The sequence below is a fragment of the Hoyosella altamirensis genome (genome assembly GCF_014191505.1).
GTDB lineage: Bacteria > Actinomycetota > Actinomycetes > Mycobacteriales > Mycobacteriaceae > Hoyosella > Hoyosella altamirensis.
Genome location: NZ_JACHWS010000001.1, coordinates 1,319,883 through 1,333,833 on the forward strand (window position 1 = coordinate 1,319,883; position 13,951 = coordinate 1,333,833).

14 protein-coding genes are annotated in these 13,951 nt (G+C 61.6%); 9 read left to right on the forward strand and 5 right to left on the reverse strand.

What is annotated here, in order from left to right:
- A complete protein-coding gene (locus FHU29_RS06430) occupies window positions 1-924 on the reverse strand; it encodes a LysR family transcriptional regulator (protein ID WP_064442102.1) in 924 nt (307 codons plus the stop codon).
- 82 nt (window positions 925-1,006) lie between these two features.
- Between FHU29_RS06430 and FHU29_RS06435 the strand changes: the two genes are divergently transcribed.
- Together FHU29_RS06435 and FHU29_RS06440 are read left to right on the forward strand one after the other, a co-directional pair.
- Window positions 1,007-1,717: a type 1 glutamine amidotransferase domain-containing protein gene (locus tag FHU29_RS06435; RefSeq protein WP_064442101.1), complete on the forward strand. Its 711-nt coding sequence runs from the start codon at window positions 1,007-1,009 to the stop codon at window positions 1,715-1,717.
- A gap of 61 nt (window positions 1,718-1,778) precedes the next feature.
- On the forward strand, window positions 1,779-2,198 hold the full coding sequence (locus tag FHU29_RS06440; protein WP_064442100.1) for a VOC family protein: 420 nt from the start codon (window positions 1,779-1,781) through the stop codon (window positions 2,196-2,198).
- Here FHU29_RS06440 and FHU29_RS06445 read toward each other — a convergent pair.
- Window positions 2,185-4,350: a thiamine pyrophosphate-dependent enzyme gene (locus FHU29_RS06445; protein ID WP_064442099.1), complete on the reverse strand. Its 2,166-nt coding sequence runs from the start codon at window positions 4,348-4,350 to the stop codon at window positions 2,185-2,187. The genes FHU29_RS06440 and FHU29_RS06445 overlap by 14 nt on opposite strands.
- A gap of 191 nt (window positions 4,351-4,541) precedes the next feature.
- On the opposite strand from FHU29_RS06445, the gene FHU29_RS06450 reads away from it, so the two are divergent.
- From FHU29_RS06450 to FHU29_RS06460, 3 genes are all read left to right on the forward strand, one after another.
- Window positions 4,542-5,348 carry a lysophospholipid acyltransferase family protein gene (locus tag FHU29_RS06450; protein WP_083962495.1) on the forward strand — a complete coding sequence of 269 codons (807 nt, stop codon included), beginning with the start codon at window positions 4,542-4,544 and terminating at the stop codon, window positions 5,346-5,348.
- 111 nt (window positions 5,349-5,459) lie between these two features.
- Complete coding sequence (gene hppD, locus FHU29_RS06455; RefSeq protein WP_064442098.1) at window positions 5,460-6,665, forward strand: 4-hydroxyphenylpyruvate dioxygenase; 1,206 nt, start codon at window positions 5,460-5,462, stop codon at window positions 6,663-6,665.
- 47 nt (window positions 6,666-6,712) lie between these two features.
- Window positions 6,713-7,435 carry an HAD family hydrolase gene (locus tag FHU29_RS06460; protein WP_064442097.1) on the forward strand — a complete coding sequence of 241 codons (723 nt, stop codon included), beginning with the start codon at window positions 6,713-6,715 and terminating at the stop codon, window positions 7,433-7,435.
- A gap of 423 nt (window positions 7,436-7,858) precedes the next feature.
- Here FHU29_RS06460 and FHU29_RS23815 read toward each other — a convergent pair whose 3' ends face one another.
- The gene (locus FHU29_RS23815) at window positions 7,859-8,059 is read right to left on the reverse strand and encodes an RGCVC family protein (protein WP_198156559.1); all 201 of its coding nucleotides are present in this window, start codon (window positions 8,057-8,059) and stop codon (window positions 7,859-7,861) included.
- 239 nt (window positions 8,060-8,298) lie between these two features.
- Here FHU29_RS23815 and FHU29_RS06465 point away from each other — a divergent pair, with 239 nt between their 5' ends.
- Together FHU29_RS06465 and FHU29_RS06470 are read left to right on the forward strand one after the other, a co-directional pair.
- Window positions 8,299-8,649 (forward strand): YciI family protein, encoded by a 351-nt coding sequence (locus FHU29_RS06465; RefSeq protein ID WP_064442096.1) that lies wholly within the window; start codon window positions 8,299-8,301, stop codon window positions 8,647-8,649.
- Window positions 8,650-8,654: 5 nt separating this feature from the next.
- A complete protein-coding gene (locus FHU29_RS06470) occupies window positions 8,655-9,929 on the forward strand; it encodes an RNA polymerase sigma factor (protein WP_064442095.1) in 1,275 nt (424 codons plus the stop codon).
- A gap of 18 nt (window positions 9,930-9,947) precedes the next feature.
- On the opposite strand, the gene FHU29_RS06475 is transcribed toward FHU29_RS06470, so the two are convergent.
- Window positions 9,948-11,894, reverse strand: a complete 1,947-nt coding sequence (locus FHU29_RS06475) for a serine hydrolase domain-containing protein (RefSeq protein ID WP_064442094.1) — start codon at window positions 11,892-11,894, stop codon at window positions 9,948-9,950.
- 33 nt (window positions 11,895-11,927) lie between these two features.
- Here FHU29_RS06475 and FHU29_RS06480 point away from each other — a divergent pair, with 33 nt between their 5' ends.
- Together FHU29_RS06480 and FHU29_RS06485 are read left to right on the forward strand one after the other, a co-directional pair.
- Window positions 11,928-12,086, forward strand: coding sequence for a hypothetical protein (locus FHU29_RS06480; RefSeq protein ID WP_157095349.1), 159 nt, complete (start codon window positions 11,928-11,930; stop codon window positions 12,084-12,086).
- 43 nt (window positions 12,087-12,129) lie between these two features.
- The gene (locus FHU29_RS06485) at window positions 12,130-12,480 is read left to right on the forward strand and encodes a DUF1330 domain-containing protein (RefSeq protein ID WP_064442093.1); all 351 of its coding nucleotides are present in this window, start codon (window positions 12,130-12,132) and stop codon (window positions 12,478-12,480) included.
- 9 nt (window positions 12,481-12,489) lie between these two features.
- Here FHU29_RS06485 and FHU29_RS06490 read toward each other — a convergent pair whose 3' ends face one another.
- The gene (locus FHU29_RS06490; RefSeq protein ID WP_064442092.1) at window positions 12,490-13,929 is read right to left on the reverse strand and encodes a dihydrolipoyl dehydrogenase family protein; all 1,440 of its coding nucleotides are present in this window, start codon (window positions 13,927-13,929) and stop codon (window positions 12,490-12,492) included.
- Window positions 13,930-13,951 lie beyond the last annotated feature (22 nt).

Below are 13,951 nucleotides of genomic sequence, written 5' to 3' on the forward strand. Positions count from 1 at the left end.
TCACCACGCCCGGGCGGCTATCCGAAGCTCCTCACGGACAAGCGTGACATGGGGGTTGGTCGGAGGCCCCGACCGCCACGCCAGGTAGGTGGTGTTGATCGGTGGATCGTCGGGTGAGAACAGTTCGACGAGCGCGCCACTCCCAAGTGCCTCGCTGCACAGATATCGCGGCAGCACTGCGAACCCCGCATCGGCGACCACGGCGGCCTTGACTGAACGAAGATCTGGAACGGTAATAGAGGGTGACTGTATGAGTCTGCGCCCAAACACATGCCGCCAGTATCGCCTGGTGATGGGCAGATCCTCCGCGTAAGCGATGAGCGGAGCTCTATGGAGTATGCGTGGGCCCTCGTCTGCGATTCGCTGGGATACCCCGGACGTGCTGAGCCGTCCCGCCCAGGCGGGTGAAGCAACGAGAACGAACTCTTCATCCATCAGCGGAACGGATTCGACTGACCTGCTGCGCGGCCGGGTCGTTGCGATGACGAGGTCATGCCGTCCCACACGCAACTCATCGAGGAGTGGATCAGTGTGTCCCGTGGCTATGCGCACTCGTACTCCCTGGACCACCAGCGGAGTCAGTGCGGGCACGACCCGCGCTGAAAGAAGTTCAGCCGGTCCAGCGAGATGCACTGGCTCAGCGTGGTCCTGCGGATCGGCTGATGAAGGCAGCGCTGCAACGGCGAGCGAATCGAGTGGCCCCGCTATCTGAGCGGCGAGCGCGTCCGCGTACGGAGCCGGCGAAACTCCGCTTCCGCGCCGCGCAAAGAGTTCGCGTCCGAGTTCTCGCTCAAGCGCCGCAATGTGGGCTGTCACCGTGGGTTGCGACAACTCGAGAACGCGTGCCGCGGCAGTGAACGACCCGGCGCGGTGAACGGCAAGGAACGTGCGTAAATGGTTCAGATCGCGTGCCGCATCCGCCATAATCACCGCCTATCAGTAATCTAATACCAGACATCAGAAATCCTATTGGAAATGTGATGCGGTGCGTGCTTAGGGTCGGGCTATGCCAAAGATACTGTTCGTAATGACAGGCGCCGACAAATGGACGCTGGATGACGGCACACAACACCCCACCGGTTTCTGGGCCGAAGAGGCCGTCGCGCCCTACGAAGCCTTCCGCGAAGCCGGATACGACGTAGTCGTAGCAACACCAGGCGGCGTTGTGCCTACGGTAGATAAAGCGAGCCTCGCGGCCGATGCAAACGGGGGCCAGGAGGGGGCAGACAAGATTTCGCAGGCCCTCGACTCGTTCACGGAACTGCAGCAGCCCATTGAACTCGAACACATCGATCTGGACGGCTATGCAGCCGTGTTTTATCCCGGTGGGCATGGTCCTATGGAAGACCTCGCGGTCAACGCGGACTCTGCGAAGATCCTCACGGAGACGCTCCGATCCGGCAAGCCACTGGGCGTGGTCTGCCACGCACCGGCCGCGCTTCTCGCAACGACAGGTTCTGACGGCAAGTCACCATTTGAGGGCTACCGCATGACTGCTTTCACCAATGCCGAGGAACAGCAAGCCGGTCTCGCTGACAAAGCCAAGTGGCTTCTGCAAGACCGGCTCGTGCGGATCGGTGCGGATTTCCAGGAAGGTGAACCGTGGTCGCCGAACGTCATCGTCGACCGCAACCTCTTCACTGGTCAGAACCCAGCCTCCTCCGCGCCGCTCGCTGAAGTCATGCTCGCGTCGCTGAATAACGAGAAAGGGCGATGAATTTCGAAGGCAGCGCGGGTCAGTAGCTCAACCGATACGGTTGCTGCGAGAGGAGTCTGTGATGGCTGAAAATGAGTACGCGATGCCACCTGTCACGCCCCACCTAGTGGTGGACGGTGCCGCAAAAGCAATTGAGTTCTATAAGGCCGCATTTGGTGCCGAAGAAGTGCAGAGAGTGCCCGCCGAAGACGGCGAACGGCTCATGCACGCGGCTGTGACTATCAACGGCGGGCTCGTGATGTTGATGGACGACTTCCCAGAGTACGGAGATGGTCAGGGCAGCACGCCGCAGGCTCTGGGCGGCTCGCCAGTAGTCATCCATCTCGAAGTCGCGGACGTCGACTCCGCGTGGAAGCGCGCCGTCGACGCGGGTGCGACCGTCCTCATGGAACTCGCCGATCAGTTCTGGGGTGACCGCTACGGACAGGTCAAGGACCCCTTCGGGCATACGTGGTCGCTGGCATCGCCTAAACCCGAGTAGACCGCACGATATCGAGAGCCGCGTCTTTGATCTCGGCTTCGGACAACAAGACGTGAGCCGCCGCGCCGCCAAGCGGGATGAAGCTATCTCTGCTTGTCACGCGGCGCAGCGGCCCGGTGAATCCATCGTCGGCAAGCAGCGCGAAGATCGCTTCACTGACTCCGCCAGAGCGTCGGGTCTCGTCAACCACGAGAGCCCGGCCGGTCGCGCGCGCCTCACGGCGGATGTCGTCAGCGGGAAGCGGCGCCAGCCATCGCAAATCGAGCGTTCGGGAATGGATTCCGAGACGATCGAGTTGGCGCGCGACACGGAGGCTCATTCTGAGGCCATTGCCGAAGGTGATTATCGTGAGGTCGGTCCCGCGACCGTATGTCCGCGCCTGTCCGAGCGGGACATGGATCTCTGGGTGACTCCGCGCCACCCATCCCTCATCACCGTCCTGGTGCAGATCTCTGGTGTGATACAGCGCAATGGGTTCTAGAAACACACAAACTGCACCCGCGTTCCTGGCCGCCGCTACGCAAGTCTGCAGCATCGCGGCAGCGTCATCAGGACGGGACGGTGACGCGATGATCAGTCCCGGTATGTCGCGCAGCGCGCCAACCGCATTGTCGTTGTGGAAATGCCCGCCGAAGCCCTTTTGGTACCCGTAGCTCGCGACGCGAACCACCATCGGGTTGCGATACTGGCGATTCGAGAAGAACTGCAGGCTGGCGCCCTCGCCGCGAATCTGATCGGCCGCATTGTGCAGGTACGCGAGATACTGGATTTCCGGGATTGGTAAGAGGCCAGCAAGTCCCGTTCCCAGTGCGAGGCCGAGAATCGTTTGCTCATCGAGCACGGTGTCGAAAACCCGGTGAGAACCGAAACGCTTCAGCAGTCCGCGCGTAACCCCATAAACTCCGCCTTTCAGCGCGACATCCTCACCGAAGACGATGGCTTCCGGGTTCTGGCTGAGTATGTCCGCAAGCGCCTGGTTAATGGCTTGCGCGAGCGTCCGCAATTCGGGTTCCTCGCGTTTTCCGGTCGTCTCAGCCGGGCACGGTTCGGCCGCGATGCTCGCTTCCGCGACAGCGAACAGTGGCCGCATCACCTCTTCCGTGGTCGCTAGCTGCGGGGCGGTACTGACCTCTCGCGCGATATCTAAGATCTGCGTTCTCTTGTCCTCATACAGCTCGAGGATTCCTTCGGGGGAGACGCCCGCGCACGCCACGAGATATCGTGCCGTCTTGATCAGCGGATCCTCGGCCAGATCCGCCGCAACCTCACGCGAAGTGCGATATGCCGGTTCATAATCCGACCCGGCGTGGCCCATAAGCCGAACCGTGCGCAAGTGCAGGAAGGCGGGCCGCCGTCGCGCACGCACCCACTCCACGGCGGCGACTGCTGCGCAGTACGTGTCAGTGACGTCCGTGCCGTCTGATCTGAAGTACTGCAGCCCGTGCCGGGCTTTGAAACTCGATTCGATCCAGCCGGGCGGTGTGCGAGTACTGATACCGATGCCGTTGTCCTCGCACACCAACAGCAGCGGTATGGGGAGACGTTGATACGACGCGTGCAATGCTGCGTTGATCGCACCGAGCGCGGTTGAGTGGCTGGCAGACGCGTCGCCAAAACTGCAAATGACCACCGCGTCGGATGGCCACAAAATCGGAGTTCCGAGTCTGGCTGCGCGACCGATCGCGAACGCTGCGCCGACAGCGCGCGGGAGATGGGAGGAGATAGTTGACGTTTGCGGAATGACGTTGAGATCGCGTCGTCCAAAGACCTTGTGGCGCCCGCCTGCGATGGGCTCCTCCGCAGCCGCGACGATCCCCAGCATTACGTCCCGCAACGGGTCGCTGCCCCTCACTTGCCTGGCACGCTCGAGGAAGAACGCACCGGACCGGTAGTGCAGAAATGCGGGATCTGTGACACGTGTCGCCCGGGCGACCGCGGCATTTGCCTCATGGCCGGACGACCCGATGGTGTAGAAGCCTCTCCCTTGCGCGCGAAGCCACCGCGCCGCTAAATCGAGGTGACGACTACCGAGCTGAGAGTCGAACAGTTCCAGGATGTCGCATGCAGAAAGTTTCGTGGTTACCGGGAGGTTCGATGGCGCTGCCATGGCGGCCACCGCCTCAATGAAGTGGTCATCAACCGGCTCAGTCATTGCCCGGCCTCCTCGGCGCTCCTCCCATGATCGTACGGGCGAGGCCAGATTGTTGTGGCGCCACTCGACAGAAAATTCGCATGCGGAGGTCACCGAAACAGGCGGGAAAACGTCGTTAGTGTTGACTTGCGCAGATGGATTCCATTCGAGGGCAAGGACGGCCACTGCGACTCCTGCGGTAGATTTCATTCATGCCCGATGAGCGCGCTGATCAAGGCCACGTGCAATTCCAGCCCGGAGCCCCAGAGCTTGCGCTCCTGCGTTCTGCGCTCGCCCCGTTTCGGCAGTTGACCAGACCGGTCATGCACGGCATTGAGAACATCCCAGCGAGCGGTGCGGTGCTGGTGGTGGGCAACCACGGACTCCTGGCTCTGGACATGCCGTTCATGATTGATGAGATACATCGCGGTACGGGACGTTTTGTACGCGGGGCAGCGGACAACGCGCACTACGCGATTCCGGGCTGGCGTGACATTCTGACCCGGTACGGCGCGGTACACGGTACGCGTGACAATTGCCGCGCTCTCCTCGCTGCAGGTGAAGCCGTGCTGTTGTACCCCGGGGGCGGGCGTGAGGTAGCTAAGCGCAAGAATGAGCATTACAAACTGATCTGGAAAGAACGACTCGGGTTCGTCAGGCTCGCGGTCGAGGCGGGGTGCCCTATCGTCCCTTTTGGGGCCGTTGGCGCTGACGACTTTTACGACATCGTCGTCGATGCGGACCATCCGGCGCTCAGCCCGCTCCGATCACTTGTGGAACGGTTCGGAGGCCGATGGGACATTGTTTTCCCGCTCGTCCGAGGGATCGGGCCTACGCCTGTGCCACGGCCGCAGCGTTTGTACTTCTCCTTCGGAGAACCGGTCACAACGAGCCAGTGGGCTGGCCGTCAGGACGACACTGACTTGCTGCGATCAGTTCGTGATCAGGTCAAGAGCGCCGTACAACGACAAATCGACTTGATGCTCGACGAGCGCGAGCAAGCTCAGCGGAAACGATAATGACCGCTCAACGATGGGCAATCTGCGCCGGCATCAGTCAGCTGAGGAAGCTACATTGACGCACCGCTCTTAATGGGGCCAACCTGGAATGAGCAGGGAAGAAGGTGCGTCATGACGATCGACCATATTCTGACCAACGACGAGATGCTCGCTGGCCTCACGGCTCAGCAGTTAAGAGAACTAGTCGGCCTCGTCGAGTACGACCCCTCTCACGACCGTTTTCCGGTCAATGGATGGGACGCTGTGGTGTGGGCAGTTGGAAACGCCACCCAGAGCGCGCACTACTTCCAGTCCGCGATGGGAATGGAATTGATCGCTTATTCAGGCCCGCGAACCGGTAATCGTGACCACCAAGCCTATGTACTCCGCAGCGGTGCAGTGATCTTTGTGCTTAAGGGCGCGGTTTCGCCCAGCAGTCCGATCGCCGAACACCACCGCACGCATGGCGACGGTGTGATCGATATCGGGCTCGAGGTCGCGGACGTCGACCGCTGCGTTGAACAGGCACGCGAGGCTGGTGCCCGTGTACTCAGTGATTCTCACGACGAAGCAGACGAGTATGGCACAATCCGTTGCGCTGCCATCGGGACGTACGGCGATACGCGGCACACGCTCGTGGATCGCAGCCGCTACCACGGCCCGTACTGGCCCGGATATGTATCGTGCGCATCCGGATACCGGAAGCGCACGGGCTCGCCCGATCGGCTGTTTGACGCTCTCGACCACGTCGTCGGCAATGTCGAGTTCGGGCGGATGAATGATTGGGTGGACTTTTATCGCCGCGTCATGGGGTTCACTAACCTCGCGGAGTTCATCGGTGACGACATCGCCACCGAGTATTCAGCGTTGATGAGCAAAGTCGTGACCAACGGCAATCATTGGGTGAAGTTCCCGCTCAATGAGCCGGCCGTTGGCAAGCGCCGTTCACAGATCGACGAATATCTCGATTTCTACTGCGGACCGGGAGTGCAGCACCTGGCGCTGGCCACGCCAGACATCCTCACAACAGTCGATCACATGCGACTCGAGGGGGTGGAGTTCCTCTCGATCCCCGATGCGTACTACCTCGACCCCACGCTCAAGGCCCGAATCGGGAAGGTCCGCGCCCCCGCAGAAGAGCTGCGCAAACGCGGTGTGCTTGTCGACCGGGACGAAAACGGCTACCTACTACAAATATTCACGAAGCCAATCGGGGACCGCCCGACTGTCTTCTTCGAACTGATCGAACGACATGGGGCGACAGGGTTCGGTAAAGGCAACTTCAAGGCACTGTTCGAAGCGATCGAACGTGAACAGGAAGCTCGCGGGAACCTCTAGGATCCGGCGAAATGTGCCAGTCATCGTGCGCGGCTAGGATGACTGGGATGAGTTACTCCGCTGCTCCCAACGAGCCGTTCGACGCTGTGATGTTTGATTTCTCAGGCACATTGTTCAGGTTCGAAGAGGACGACAGTTGGCTGACCGGACTGACAGATGAACTTGGACGACCCTTCGACGTCCATCAGCTGACCGAAATTATGCGCCGAATGACCGCGCCAGTTGGACAGATGGTTGAACTGGATGACGAACACCTTTACGCGTGGACCAATCGTGATCTCGACCCCGCGCTACATCGCCGCGCGTACATGGAGGTTCTGCGCAAGTCCGGTGTGACACGCGAAGAGCAGGCAGCGAGTCTCTACGGGCGAGTGATCGACCCGGCATGCTGGACCCCTTATCCCGATGCCGCCGATATGCTCATCGGGCTGAACAAGCGCGGAGTCAAGATCGCCGTCCTCAGCAACATCGCGTTCGACATTCGGCCCGCGTTCGCGGCGCTCGATGTCGACGGTCTTGTCGACGAATTCGTGTTGTCGTTTGAGGTGGGCGCGGTCAAACCGCACCCCAAGATCTTTGAACATGCGTTATCGGCGCTCGAAGTGGAGCCGCGCCGCGCACTAATGGTCGGCGACAGCGAAGAAGCAGACGGCGGTGCGCACGCACTCGGGTGCGAATTCGCTCTCGTCGATCCCCACCCGACGAAGGAGCGTGTCGACGGTCTCGCCGCCGCTCTCACGAGCTTCGGGCTTGGTCCAGTCAGCAGGTGAGGAGGCGCCCATATCGCTGCCAGCCGGACTGTTAGCGAGGACGCCAATCCCGACGGCAATAAACAAGAGCGTTATTGCGGCTGCGATTACGCTGCGCTGTACACGGGCTGGGGGAGGCTGACGAACTTCGAGTGGGACCAGGAAGGATTCGGGGTCGGGATACGGATCTCCGCCCACTCTCACAACCTCCCGTAAGTCGCCCTCGTGCCCCGCACAATTCGTCGATCCTCTTCCGAGGCCCACGCTACCTTCGCTGCACTGTTCCGGTGCCCTGGCGCAGGCTGGGCGCGCAGATCTTTACCAGACAGTTGTCGAAGTGACGCCTATCGATGCCGGGTACTCGAATCCCGCGGTCAGGAAGCGCTCGCTTCACCCCTCGTGGAGCAACCGTCGCATTGGGTGCGGATATCGGGCTCTTCGTGGTTAGCCCGCGGGGCACACACAGCCTCTCGTCATTGCGCCGTTCTGTGTGGCCAAGCAATACCGAAGCGAGATAGCGTCATGATCGCGGGTGGGATGGCCGCACATATCGCAGTCATCTGAATTCTTGGGCCTAGCCGCAGCAGGGGGTTTCGTTGTTGGGGCGGAGGAGGTGACGTATCCGGTGAGGTTCACTGTGGCCATTCCTGACTGCCCAGCCGGAATGCGGCGAGGCGTAACGTGCGCGGTCCCGCAGCGGCTGTCGCCCCTGGTTGATATGGGTGCGCAACCTCAACCCTACGCTGAAACCGGCTCGCTGAGGACGCCCCGTCGCTACAAGTCTTTTTTTGGGCCGCTGTCGATTCGGCTGCATTCCGTTCGTCGTCATCATGTACGGCGCTCAGGCCGTGCGGACCGAAACAAACTATGACTGGAGTCGAACGATGAAATACATGCTGCTGATCAACGCCGGTGCGGTCGACGAGAACGGTGGCGCCGAGGGTTGCGCTCCCGAGGACTGGATGGTCTACGACAAAGAGGTGCGAGAAGCCGGGATCTTGGTGTCGGGTGAATCACTTGCGGACCTTGTCACTGCGACCACGGTCCGAGTAAGCCCAGACGGTGAGCGAACGGTAACCGATGGGCCGTTCGCAGAATCACGTGAAGTTCTTGGTGGCTTCTATGTGCTCGATGTGCCCAACCTTGATGTTGCACTCGACTGGGCAGCGCGCTGTCCCGGCGCGCGGGGCAGCGGTTCGATAGTCGTGCGTCCGATCGCAGATTTCGATGCATAAAAGCGGTGGCCGATGATTTCTCCTCAACTGAGGCATCTTCGCTAGTCGACACCGTGTTCCGAGAGGAGCACGGTCGTCTGCTGGCGTCGCTCGTCAGCCAGTTCGGTGACCTCGACCTGGCTGAAGAAGTCGCATCAGAGGCAGTGGAAGCGGCACTGACCCACTGGCCGAGACAAGGCGTGCCGGACCGCCCGGGCGCTTGGCTGCTGACAACGGCCCGGCGCAAAGCGGTCGACCGGTTGAGGCGGGATCGGGTGCTCGCGCTCAGGGTCGCTGTATTGCAGGCGGAACTGGAACGCACGGAACTGGTGGCGCCGTCATCTGAGGTGAGCGATTTTCCGGATGACCGTCTGCAGCTTTTCTTCACCTGTGCGCATCCCGCGCTGCCCGCTGAGGCGCGTGGTGCGCTCACGCTGCGCTGTCTGGCGGGGCTGACCACACCCGAGGTGGCGCGCGCGTTTCTGGTGCCAGCAGCAACGATGGCTCAGCGAATCGTGCGGGCCAAGAAGAAGATACGTGAGGCACGAATCCCGTTCCGGGTGCCTGCATCCGACGAACTGCCTGCACGTTTACCTGGCGTTCTGCAGGTGATCTACTCGATCTTCACCGAAGGGTATGTGGCGAGTTCGGGCGCGACACTGCAGCGGCTCGACCTGGCCGACGAGGCCATCCGGCTGGCATGGATCCTGCATCGGCTGATGCCGGCAGAGCGGGAAGTCACCGGCCTTCTCGCTCTCATGCTGCTCATCCACGCTCGGCGTGACGCACGGACAGGCCCAAGCGGAGAACTGGTACTGCTGCAAGACCAGGACCGCAACCTGTGGGATCGCGAGCTGATTGATGATGGCCAGCGGCTTGTGGCGCGCTCGCTGAGCGGTGGGCCAGCAGGTCCATATGGTGTACAAGCCGCGATTGCGGCACTGCACAACGGAGCCGACGACTTCGCCACGACCGACTGGCCGCAGATTGTCGCACTGTACGACGTTCTGCTCGCCCTGGAGCCGTCGCCTGTCGTCGCGCTGAACCATGCGGTTGCGATCGCGATGCGTGATGGTCCGGAAGCAGGTCTCAGGTTGCTCGACGAACTTGCCGCGGAGCCACGGCTCCGCGACTACCATCCCTACGCCGCCGCTCGTGCCGACTTGCTAGCGACGCTCGGCCGTCTAGCTGAGGCTGAGACCGCGTATCGTCTGGCGCTCCGACTGGCTGGCACCGAGCCCGAACGGGACCACATCACACGGCGCCTGAGCGCACTTCGCACTCAGATGGATGACCGGTGAAAACGCGCCGCGGCTGCATCACCCGAATGGAGTCCACATGAGGTTGTAGGTCCATCCCAGGCTGACGAAAAGAAGTGCCGCAAGCGCGACAAGTGAATAGTGCACGCGTCCGAACGTGCTCCACCACCCGCGCCTCCACGACACCACTGCCGCGACGACACTGGCTGCCGCCGCCAGCGCGCCTACCGTCACGGGAAGTAGCAGCCAGGCAGGACTGGTGAAGAGCCATTGTTCGAGAACGGCGTTGTTCGCGAGGCCATAAGCAAGAAGCGCGATGAGTGCCACGCTCGAGGCGGCTGCGAGGCCAGCAATCAGGCGAGCGAGGGAAGCGCCCCGCGGGCTGTCTCGGTGGGCGCGCCGCCGGATCCACCGGATAGCCGCGGCGACAGGCCAGGCGAGGACAGTCAGCAGCACCAATGTCGCTGCGGCCCAGCTGATGAGGTGTGCGCGTGGCTGTTCGTACCAGGCAGCCTTCTCGTACGCTTGGGTGGGGTTGATGTTCAGCGCAAGTGCGATTACACGGCCGTCCTCTTCAACGAACGCGGCCATGTCCTCCCTATTTTCGGCGACGAAGAGCCCTTCACCCGCCGGGAACCACGTCTGGTCGAGAGCGGAAAAGCCCTCGATCGACAGCGTGCCGTTGTCGTTGGCGCTGACGCTGAGGTTGTCCATAAAAACTCGAAGCTTACTGAAGTCAGTGACGCTGTTCCGTGTGGTGACGAACGTGCCCTCGTAGCGCGAGAGATCAACGCTGGGGTCCGGTGCCGCGTCTGGCCACGCGGATTCGGCGGCGAAGGTGTCGAGGAATTCCTTGACCACGGAGAACCTCAGGTCCTCCAAAGGATTGCTGGCCGTGCTGTTCTCACCGTCGTCACCGTTGACCGCCACGTAGATGCCCATATCGAGCTCAGGTACCACGACATACATCGTGTGAATACCGGGCAGATCACCGCCGTGACCGAGCCCTGACGGCGGACCGAGCTGAAACTCCCAGGTACCGTAACCAGCGCCAGTAACTCGCGGATCCATTCCCGACTGCCGGGTGAGCATTTGCTGTGTCGATTCAGGGGAGAGAACGCGCTGACCGTCGAGTTCACCCCCATGCAGTAGCGTCCGTATAAACCTGGACATGTCTTCTGCGGTGGAAACCGCCGTACCCGCTGGGGCCCCCGCCAGGTGAATCTCCATCGTTGGTGAACCATCCGCATAGTAGGTGGTCGCGACGTCGTACTTTTCTCGCGCTTCGCTCGCGGGAAGGAACTCGGTCGACGCCATTCCCAGCGGACCAAATATGTTCTCCGAGGTGTAGTCCTCGAAAGACGTGCCCGTGACCTCTTGCACAACAAAGCCTGCAAGACTCATTCCGTAATTCGAGTAGGCGACGAACCGCCCTGGTGGCTGGACGCGTTTCATGCGTGTCCGCGTCACGTATTCCTCAAGCGTCGGCAGCTCGTCAGCACTGCGTGCGCCATCTCCGCTCAGCGCATCCTCAAAGCCAGCAGTATGCGTCAGAAGATGGTGCATTGTGACTGGCTGACCTGGATAGGTGTCCGCTACTTCCGCACCCGGTCCCAGGTATGTGTTGATGTCCGCGTGCAGGTCAAGGAGTCCGCGGTCTACGAGCTGCAGCACCGCCATCGTGGTGAAGGATTTCGCGACGGATGCGGTCTCGAACGCCGTGGATGAGGGCGAGATTGCCTGCTGCTGTTTGACATTGGCATATCCGTATCCTCCGGCTGCGGCCTGCTCGCCGTCAGCGACGATCACCGCGGCAATTCCAGGCGCGCCGTGCGCGTCAAGCAGTGCGGGCAGCCGCTCGTCGAGGAAGTCCTGAGCGGTCTCTGGGGTCAGCTCGACTGCTGCGGCGTCGGAATCCTGAGCGGCCGCGGCTGCGCTAGAAGCGATGATTGCTAAGGCAGTAGCGATTGATACGAACACGCCGCGGTGACGTCGGAGGGCAACCATCACGAGTCCTTCGTTTGTGTGAAAGGTACCTACATGACATTAAGCGTGATGGTCGATCTTGACAGTGCTGTGGGCCCCCTGGTTTCGGTGGGGCTAGCACCACCGCGCCGCCGAATACCAGGAGAAGGACCCCGCGCGCTTACCTTTGAGGTAATCGACCCAATGACGTTCGGTCAGCAGAATTCTCGGTAAGACACCGGCCGCAAACCGTGGCCACCGGACCGAGGAGAGAACCATGCCCACGTTGGACTCCAAGAGCTGCAGCGCCTACGCGATCGCCTACCTGCGTGACGTCGAGGCAGGCCGCGAGATCGTCGAATACATCAAGCGGATCGACGCCACCCTCGAACCATTTGGTGGGCGGTTCCTCGTCCACGGCGGTGCGCTCACCGCAATGGAAGGGGAATGGCCGGGTGACGTCATCATTATCGAATTTCCTAGTCGTGACGACGCGTTCGCGTGGTACAACTCGTCCGCATACCAGGAAATCTTGCCCTTGCGCACAGAGCATTCGAATGGCATCGCCGCGGTCATCGAGGGTGTACCGCAGGGATATCGCGCAACAGAAAAACTCAGTCAGCTGTGACGCCTGCGTTTACTGATCGCGCAGAGATTCCAATAGTCGCAGCCAGACCTCGCTGACCGTCGGGAAAGACGGCACAGCGTGCCAGAGCGTCTCGAGTGGCACCGCACCAACAACAGCGATCGTCGCGGCATGAATAAGTTCGCCCACGTCCGGGCCAACGAACGTTGCGCCGACCAGGCAGCGAGTTTTCTTGTCAATTACCAGCTTTGCGTGGCCGTCGAAGTCGTCCCGTGAGAGCGCGGATCCAGCCACTGCGATGTCGAGCTCCGCTATTGCCACGTCGTAACCCTCGCTTGCGGCCGCCTTTTCCGTAAGACCGATGGATGCGACTTCCGGTGCGGTGAAGACCACCTGGGGCGCTTGGTGCAAGTCCGCGGTTGCTCGGTACTTCGGGTCTTCAAATGGGTGCCCCTCGGCGCGAGCGGCTATCACGTCACCACAGACCCGCGCCTGGTATTTACCCATATGCGTGAGGGGGGAGCGGCCATTGACATCGCCCACTGCATAGAGCCAGTTGCCTTTAGCACCTCGAACTGTCATATGGTCATCAACCTCGACGTAGCGCCCCTCTTCGATCCCGACCGTGGCAAGGCCAAGTCCGTTCGTGGACGGGGCTCTGCCCGCGGCGACGACGATCTCATCTGCCTCGAGCGCCGAATTGCCGAGATCAACAGTGACCGGCCCGCCGTGGATTTTTCCTTCGCCGGTGTCGCGGACTGCTGGACGATCGACGCTTTGAGGGCTAGTGCCGAATAGAATTTCCACGCCGTGACTGCGCAGACTAGAGGCAACCCGTTCACCGGCGAACGGTTCTGCCTTGGGCAGCAGAGATTGTCCGCGCACTAGCAGCGTCACTTTGTCTGCACCCAACGCAGCGAACCACGTCGCACATTCGCAGGCGACCACACCGCCGCCCACAATAACCACCCGCTTCGGCAGTTCGTGCATATTGGTCGCATCGCGGGATGTCCACGGAAATGCGGCGCGAAGCCCGGGGATATCGGGGATGCTCGCCGCGGTTCCTGTTGCCAGTACCACCGCGTGTCGGGCCTGTAATGTCCGATCGCCGACCCGGACGAGCCGCTCACCAGCTAGCCGCCCAGAACCGCGAATCACTTCGATGCCGTTGTTGTTCGCCCACTGCACCTGTGACGAGTCGTCATGTTTGCTGACGAACGCGTCACGCCGGGCATACACCGCGTCCCGCTTCAGCCCCCCAGGTGCGAGCCCCTCACTTACGCCTGGCATCGCCCGCGCTGCGGACAGGAGGTGCGCTGGCCGCAGTAGTGCCTTACTTGGCATGCACGCCCAGTAGGAGCATTCTCCACCGACCAGTTCGCGTTCAATGAGCGCGGCTGTCCGGTCGCTGCCCGCGATCGCGTAGGCAGCTGCGTTCTCACCGGCGGGGCCGCCACCGATCACAATGACGTCGTACGTGTCATGGGTCATAACCTACGGTAGCCGCCGCGCA

Coding starts and splice junctions, on each gene's coding strand:
- FHU29_RS06430 (WP_064442102.1), bottom strand. CDS start 924: ATGGCGGATGCGGCACGCGATCTGAACCATTTACGCACGTTCCTTGCC.
- FHU29_RS06435 (WP_064442101.1), top strand. CDS start 1,007: ATGCCAAAGATACTGTTCGTAATGACAGGCGCCGACAAATGGACGCTG.
- FHU29_RS06440 (WP_064442100.1), top strand. CDS start 1,779: ATGGCTGAAAATGAGTACGCGATGCCACCTGTCACGCCCCACCTAGTG.
- FHU29_RS06445 (WP_064442099.1), bottom strand. CDS start 4,350: ATGACTGAGCCGGTTGATGACCACTTCATTGAGGCGGTGGCCGCCATG.
- FHU29_RS06450 (WP_083962495.1), top strand. CDS start 4,542: ATGCCCGATGAGCGCGCTGATCAAGGCCACGTGCAATTCCAGCCCGGA.
- hppD (WP_064442098.1), top strand. CDS start 5,460: ATGACGATCGACCATATTCTGACCAACGACGAGATGCTCGCTGGCCTC.
- FHU29_RS06460 (WP_064442097.1), top strand. CDS start 6,713: ATGAGTTACTCCGCTGCTCCCAACGAGCCGTTCGACGCTGTGATGTTT.
- FHU29_RS23815 (WP_198156559.1), bottom strand. CDS start 8,059: ATGGCCACAGTGAACCTCACCGGATACGTCACCTCCTCCGCCCCAACA.
- FHU29_RS06465 (WP_064442096.1), top strand. CDS start 8,299: ATGAAATACATGCTGCTGATCAACGCCGGTGCGGTCGACGAGAACGGT.
- FHU29_RS06475 (WP_064442094.1), bottom strand. CDS start 11,894: ATGGTTGCCCTCCGACGTCACCGCGGCGTGTTCGTATCAATCGCTACT.
- FHU29_RS06480 (WP_157095349.1), top strand. CDS start 11,928: ATGACATTAAGCGTGATGGTCGATCTTGACAGTGCTGTGGGCCCCCTG.
- FHU29_RS06485 (WP_064442093.1), top strand. CDS start 12,130: ATGCCCACGTTGGACTCCAAGAGCTGCAGCGCCTACGCGATCGCCTAC.
- FHU29_RS06490 (WP_064442092.1), bottom strand. CDS start 13,929: ATGACCCATGACACGTACGACGTCATTGTGATCGGTGGCGGCCCCGCC.